The organism is Enterobacter chinensis (assembly GCF_034008295.1).
In the GTDB taxonomy this organism is placed as follows: domain Bacteria; phylum Pseudomonadota; class Gammaproteobacteria; order Enterobacterales; family Enterobacteriaceae; genus Enterobacter; species Enterobacter chinensis.
Map to the genome: position 1 here is coordinate 304,410 of NZ_JARDVI010000007.1, position 6,870 is coordinate 311,279.

A 6,870-nucleotide genomic window follows, 5' to 3' on the forward strand; every position below is an offset into this window, starting at 1 on the left:
GAGGCCATGACGCTTAAGGAACTGCAAAAATGACCGAACTGAAGAACGATCGTTATCTGCGTGCGCTGCTGCGCCAGCCCGTTGATGTTACCCCGGTGTGGATGATGCGCCAGGCGGGACGTTATCTGCCAGAGTACAAAGCCACGCGTGCGCAGGCGGGTGATTTTATGTCGCTGTGCAAAAACGCCGAGCTGGCCTGCGAAGTCACGCTCCAGCCGCTGCGCCGCTTCCCACTGGATGCCGCTATTCTCTTTTCGGACATTCTGACCATTCCGGATGCCATGGGCCTTGGTCTCTATTTCGAAACCGGTGAAGGCCCGCGCTTCACCTCCCCAATCAAAAGCAAAGCCGACGTGGATAAGCTGCCAATCCCCGATCCGGAAGGTGAACTGGGCTACGTGATGAACGCCGTGCGCACCATTCGCCGCGAGCTGAAAGGCGAAGTGCCGCTGATTGGTTTCTCCGGCAGCCCGTGGACGCTGGCGACCTATATGGTTGAAGGCGGCAGCAGCAAAGCCTTCACCATGATTAAAAAGATGATGTACGCCGAGCCGCTGGCCCTGCATGCGCTTCTCGACAAGCTGGCGAAGAGCGTCACGCTCTATCTCAACGCGCAGATTAAAGCGGGTGCGCAGTCGGTCATGATTTTCGACACCTGGGGTGGCGTGCTGACCGGCCGCGATTATCAGCAGTTCTCTCTGTACTACATGCATAAAATCGTCGACGGCCTGCTGCGCGAAAACGAAGGTCGCCGCGTGCCGGTAACGCTGTTCACCAAAGGTGGCGGTCAGTGGCTGGAAGCGATGGCGGCAACCGGCTGCGACGCGCTGGGTCTCGACTGGACCACCGATATCGCCGATGCCCGCCGCCGCGTGGGTGACAAAGTGGCACTGCAGGGCAATATGGATCCATCCATGCTCTATGCTCAGCCTGCCCGCATTGAAGAAGAAGTGTCGACTATACTGTCTGGTTTCGGCCAGGGTGAAGGCCACGTCTTTAACCTCGGCCACGGCATTCATCAGGATGTGCCGCCAGAACACGCTGGCGTATTTGTGGAGGCGGTGCATCGGCTTTCTGCCCAGTATCACAAGTAAGGAGTGGTTATGGATCTCGCGTCGCTACGCGCTCAGCAAATCGAACTGGCTTCATCGGTGATCCGCGAGGATCGTCTGGATAAAGATCCTCCGCAGTACATTGGCGGAGCAGACGTCGGATTCGAGCAGGGGGGGGAAGTAACGCGAGCGGCGATGGTGGTCTTGAAATACCCTTCGCTTGAGCTGGTGGAATACAAGGTGGCGCGTATCGCCACCACCATGCCGTACATTCCGGGCTTTCTCTCCTTCCGCGAATATCCCGCGCTGCTGGCAGCGTGGGAGCAACTCTCGCAAAAACCTGACCTGTTGTTCGTCGATGGACACGGTATTTCACACCCGCGCCGTTTAGGCGTTGCCAGCCACTTTGGGTTACTGGTGGATGTGCCGACCATTGGCGTCGCCAAGAAACGCCTGTGTGGCGCGTTTGAACCCCTTTCCGCGGAGCCGGGCGCGCTGGCGCCGCTCATCCACAAGGGTGAACAGCTGGCATGGGTCTGGCGCAGCAAGGCGCGATGCAATCCGCTGTTTATCGCGACCGGGCATCGGGTGAGCATGGACAGTGCCCTGGCGTGGGTTCAGCGCTGTATGAAAGGTTACCGATTGCCGGAACCGACACGCTGGGCAGATGCCGTTGCGTCATCGCGTCCGGCATTTATTCGTTGGCAGGAAATTCAGCCCTGATTCAGGTAAACTGCGGCTAATTTCCGTTTCGAGACATCATCATGTTACAAAACCCGATTCATTTGCGCCTTGAGAAGCTGGAAAGCTGGCAGCACGTGACGTTTATGGCTTGCCTGTGCGAGCGCATGTACCCTAACTATGCTGCGTTCTGCAAGCAGACGGCGTTTGGCGAAGGCCAGATCTATCGTCGTATTCTGGATTTAATCTGGGAAACGCTGACGGTGAAAGACGCGAAGGTGAACTTCGACTCTCAGCTGGAAAAGCTGGAAGAGGCGATCCCGGCAGCGGATGATTTTGACCTGTACGGTGTCTATCCGGCCATCGATGCCTGCGTGGCGTTAAGCGAGTTGATCCACTCCCGTCTGAGCGGTGAAACGCTGGAGCATGCTATCGAAGTCAGTAAGGCATCTATCACCACCGTGGCGATGCTGGAAATGACCCAGGAAGGTCGTGAAATGACAGACGAAGAGCTGCGGGTGAACCCGGCGGTTGAGCAAGAATGGGATATTCAGTGGGAAATTTTCCGCCTGCTGGCTGAGTGTGAAGAACGCGATATTGAGCTGATAAAAGGGCTGCGTGCGGACTTGCGCGAGGCCGGCGAGAGTAATATTGGTATAATTTTTAACCAATGAGACAATAAAACTTGAGATAACGCCCGTTTTGTCGCTCCTCGACTCTTCCCTTTCGACCCTTGTCTGGTCTACATTTGGGGGGCGAAAAAAAGTGGCTATCGGTGCGTGTATGCAGGAGAGTGCTTTTTTGGCATTTTCGTCGCACTCGATGCTTAGCAAGCGATAAACACATTGAAAGGATAACTTATGAACAAGACTCAACTGATTGATGTAATTGCGGACAAGGCTGATCTGTCTAAAGTGCAGGCTAAAGCTGCTCTGGAATCTACCCTGGCTGCTATTACTGAGTCTCTGAAAGAAGGTGATGCTGTACAGCTGGTTGGTTTCGGTACCTTCAAAGTGAACCACCGCGCTGAGCGCACTGGCCGCAACCCGCAGACCGGTAAAGAAATCAAAATCGCCGCAGCTAACGTGCCGGCATTTGTTTCTGGTAAAGCACTGAAAGACGCTGTTAAGTAAGACGCGTGGCAGTGAACAGTTTTAGCGAAGGGGCGGCAACGCCCCTTTTGTCTTTCTGGCGTGGAACGCTCGCGCTGGCAGGTATGCTGTTGCTGTCAGCCTGTAGCCATGACACCTCTCTGCCGCCGTTTACCGCCAGCGGCTACGCGGATAACCAGGGCGCGGTCAGGATCTGGCGCAAGGATTCCGGCAATGAAGTTCATCTGCTTTCTGCCTTCAGCCCGTGGCATAACGGCAATACGTCGACTGCGGAATACCGCTGGCAGGGCGATGACCTGACGCTGATTGAACTGAACGTCTACAGCAAAACCCCCGAACACGTGAAAGTGCGTTTTGATGACCATGGCGAGCTGAGCTTTATGCAGCGTGAAGTCAGCGGTCAAAAACAGCAGCTTTCCAGCGATCAAATCGCCCTCTACCGCTATCGTGCAGAACAAATCCGCCAGACCAGCGATGCACTTCGTCTGGGGCGCGTCGTGCTGCGCCAGGGGCGCTGGCATGCCGATGGGACGGTGACGACCTGCGAAGGTCAGACGGTCAAGCCTGAGCTCGAATCCTGGGCGACCGAACATATTCAACGCCGTCAGCGTCATTCATCAATGGAGGTGAGTGTGGCGTGGCTTGAGGCGCCGGAAGGCTCTCAGCTGCTGCTGGTGGCGAACGAAGACTTCTGCACCTGGCAGCCGACAGATAAGAGTTTTTGATTTAAGTCCCCTCTCCCAAAGGGAGAGGGTTAGGGTGAGGGGGAAATTACTCGCCCTGCTCACGCGCAATCGCGCGATAACCGATATCCTGACGGCTAAAGCTACCGTTCCAGTGAATATCCGCCATCAGCGCATAGGCGCGTTTCTGCGCTTCTGCAACGGTATGACCCAGCGCGGTCGCACACAGCACGCGTCCGCCATTGGTCAGTACGCGGTCGTCATCAGACAGCTTCGTTCCGGCGTGGAATACCTTCGCGCCTTCAACCTCTTCCAGCGGCAGACCGTGGATTTCATCACCGGTGTTGTAGTTGCCAGGGTAACCACCCGCAGCAATCACCACGCCCAGAGACGCACGCTCGTCCCATTCTGAGGTTTTCTTGTCGAGCTTGCCTTCGCAGGCCGCCAGACACAGATCGACCAGATCGGATTTCATGCGCAGCATGATGGGCTGGGTTTCCGGATCGCCAAAGCGGCAGTTGAATTCGATAACCTTAGGGTTACCCTGCTTGTCGATCATCAGACCCGCATAGAGGAAACCGGTGTAGGTATTGCCTTCTGCCGCCATTCCTTTCACGGTTGGCCAGATGATGCGATCCATCGTGCGCTGGTGTACTTCGTCAGTCACTACCGGAGCAGGGGAGTAGGCACCCATCCCACCGGTATTCGGGCCGGAATCACCATTACCCACGCGCTTATGGTCCTGGCTGGTGGCCATCGGCAGAACATTCTCGCCGTCGACCATCACGATAAAGCTGGCCTCTTCGCCGTCGAGGAACTCTTCGATCACGATTCGGTGGCCAGCATCGCCAAAGGCATTGCCCGCCAGCATATCCTGAACCGCGGCTTCGGCTTCTTCGAGCGTCATCGCCACGATCACGCCTTTTCCGGCGGCCAGACCGTCGGCCTTGATGACAATCGGCGCGCCTTTTTCACGTAAGTAGGCCAGAGCGGGCTCCACTTCGGTGAAGTTCTGATATTCCGCCGTTGGGATGTTATGACGTGCGAGGAAATCTTTGGTGAAAGCTTTGGAGCCTTCCAGCTGAGCTGCACCTTCCGTTGGGCCGAAGATTTTCAGGCCCGCAGCGCGGAACGCATCAACTACGCCAATCACCAGCGGCGCTTCCGGGCCGACGATGGTCAGGTCGATTTTCTCGCTCTGGGCAAAGCTCAGCAGTGCCGGAATATCGGTCACGCCGATAGCAACGTTCTGCAGCGCAGGTTCCAGCGCAGTGCCTGCATTACCCGGTGCGACAAAGACGGTTTTTACCAAAGGAGACTGCGCCGCTTTCCACGCCAGAGCGTGCTCGCGTCCGCCGTTACCAATTACTAATACTTTCATTTTCAGCTCCGGGAATTAATGGCGGAAGTGACGCATGTCGGTGAAGATCATCGCAATGCCGTGCTCGTCGGCGGCGGCAATCACTTCGTCGTCGCGGATTGAGCCTCCAGGCTGGATCACGCAGGTGATGCCGACAGCGGCTGCCGCATCAATACCATCACGGAACGGGAAGAAGGCGTCAGAGGCCATGGCGGAGCCTTTGACTTCCAGACCTTCGTCACCTGCTTTAATACCCGCGATTTTCGCAGAGTAAACGCGGCTCATCTGGCCTGCGCCTATCCCGATTGTCATGTTCTCTTTCGCGTAGACAATGGCGTTGGATTTAACAAACTTCGCCACTTTCCAGCAGAACAGTGCATCACGCAGTTCCTGCTCGCTCGGCTGACGTTTGGATACCACGCGCAGGTCGGCTTCTGTCACCATACCCAGATCGCGGTCCTGAACCAGCAGACCGCCATTCACGCGTTTGAAGTCCAGGCCCTGAACGCGTTCCGCCCACTGGCCGCAAACCAGTACACGCACGTTCTGTTTTGCAGCGGTAATTTTCAGCGCTTCTTCGGATGCGGATGGTGCGATGATCACTTCAACGAACTGGCGGGAGATGATGGCCTGTGCGGTTTCAGCATCCAGCTCACGGTTGAAGGCGATAATGCCGCCGAACGCGGAAGTCGGGTCGGTTTTGTAGGCGCGATCGTAGGCATCCAGAATGGAGGTGCTCACGGCAACGCCGCATGGGTTCGCGTGCTTGACGATAACGCAGGCAGGCTCGCTGAACTCTTTCACGCACTCCAGCGCGGCATCGGTGTCGGCAATGTTGTTATAGGAGAGTGCTTTGCCCTGAACCTGCTGGGCGGTCGCAACAGAGGCTTCTTTTACCTCTTCTTCTATATAGAAGGCCGCCTGCTGGTGGCTGTTCTCGCCGTAACGCATATCCTGCTTCTTAATGAAGTTCAGGTTCAGGGTACGCGGGAAGCGGCCGGAAGGATCTTTGCTTTCACCGTGGTAAGCCGGTACCAGGCTACCGAAGTAGTTGGCGATCATGCTGTCGTACGCGGCAGTGTGTTCGAAGGCTTTGATGGCGAGGTCGAAACGCGTTGCAAGCGTCAGTGACCCTTCGTTGGCGTCTATCTCATTAATAATGGTTTCGTAATCGCTGCTCTTTACAACGATGGCCACATCTTTATGGTTCTTGGCCGCGGAGCGCACCATGGTCGGGCCGCCGATATCAATATTCTCTACGGCATCTTCCAGAGAGCAGCCTTCGCGGGCAACGGTCTGGGCAAATGGATAGAGGTTAACGACAACCATGTCGATTGGCGCGATGTCATGCTTTTCCATAATGGCGTCGTCCTGGCCGCGACGGCCAAGGATACCGCCGTGGACTTTTGGATGCAGGGTTTTGACGCGTCCATCCATCATTTCCGGGAAACCGGTGTAATCGGACACTTCGGTTACCGGCAGACCTTTATCTGCTAACAGGCGAGCGGTGCCACCTGTAGAAAGCAGCTCTACACCACGTGCAGAAAGTGCCTGAGCGAATTCGACGATACCGGCTTTATCAGAAACACTGAGCAGAGCGCGGCGGACTGGACGACGTTGTTGCATGGTAAATCCCCTGGATTTCACGATTACAGAGAGCGTTAGATGAATTTTCCTGCGAAAAACTCATCTAACACACCTGACGAGGCATCCTTGTGAAGCGCGAGCATTTTAACGAAAACGTTTGCGCAACGCTCGCACATTTTCACTTTTTCGTATCATTGTGGATAAGTCTGTGTGTAAAAAGGTATAAGGCGGGGTTTTGCTGTGGAATGCAGCAGTCAGTCATTTTTCTGTCATTTAGCGGTTGCGGCCTGCTGAGAACTCCCTATAATGCGCCTCCATCGACACGGCGGATGTGAATCACTTCACAAACAACCCGGTCGGTTGAAGAGAAAAAATCCTGAAATAACGGGTTGACT

General features: G+C 55.8%; 7 protein-coding genes. 5 read left to right on the forward strand and 2 right to left on the reverse strand.

The genetic code is table 11. From position 1 onward, the window contains the following. The first annotated feature begins 29 nt into the window (after positions 1–29). The 5 genes from hemE (at position 30) to PYW49_RS20540 (ending at position 3,570) form a co-directional block, all read left to right on the forward strand. Entirely contained in the window at positions 30–1,094 is a 1,065-nt protein-coding gene (gene hemE, locus PYW49_RS20520; protein WP_010425930.1) for a uroporphyrinogen decarboxylase, read from the forward strand. 9 nt (positions 1,095–1,103) lie between these two features. Continuing rightward, on the forward strand, positions 1,104–1,775 hold the full coding sequence (gene nfi, locus PYW49_RS20525; protein WP_010425928.1) for a deoxyribonuclease V: 672 nt from the start codon (positions 1,104–1,106) through the stop codon (positions 1,773–1,775). Between the two features lie 41 nt (positions 1,776–1,816). Next, complete coding sequence (locus tag PYW49_RS20530) at positions 1,817–2,407, forward strand: YjaG family protein (RefSeq protein WP_134347470.1); 591 nt, start codon at positions 1,817–1,819, stop codon at positions 2,405–2,407. Between the two features lie 186 nt (positions 2,408–2,593). Beyond that, entirely contained in the window at positions 2,594–2,866 is a 273-nt protein-coding gene (gene hupA, locus PYW49_RS20535; protein WP_002445246.1) for a nucleoid-associated protein HU-alpha, read from the forward strand. 11 nt (positions 2,867–2,877) lie between these two features. Continuing rightward, positions 2,878–3,570 carry a DUF1481 domain-containing protein gene (locus tag PYW49_RS20540; RefSeq protein WP_320387388.1) on the forward strand — a complete coding sequence of 231 codons (693 nt, stop codon included), beginning with the start codon at positions 2,878–2,880 and terminating at the stop codon, positions 3,568–3,570. Positions 3,571–3,616: 46 nt separating this feature from the next. On the opposite strand, the gene purD is transcribed toward PYW49_RS20540, so the two are convergent. Then, positions 3,617–4,909, reverse strand: a complete 1,293-nt coding sequence (purD, locus tag PYW49_RS20545) for a phosphoribosylamine--glycine ligase (RefSeq protein WP_320387375.1) — start codon at positions 4,907–4,909, stop codon at positions 3,617–3,619. 15 nt (positions 4,910–4,924) lie between these two features. Continuing rightward, on the reverse strand, positions 4,925–6,514 hold the full coding sequence (purH, locus tag PYW49_RS20550; protein ID WP_320387376.1) for a bifunctional phosphoribosylaminoimidazolecarboxamide formyltransferase/IMP cyclohydrolase: 1,590 nt from the start codon (positions 6,512–6,514) through the stop codon (positions 4,925–4,927). Positions 6,515–6,870 lie beyond the last annotated feature (356 nt).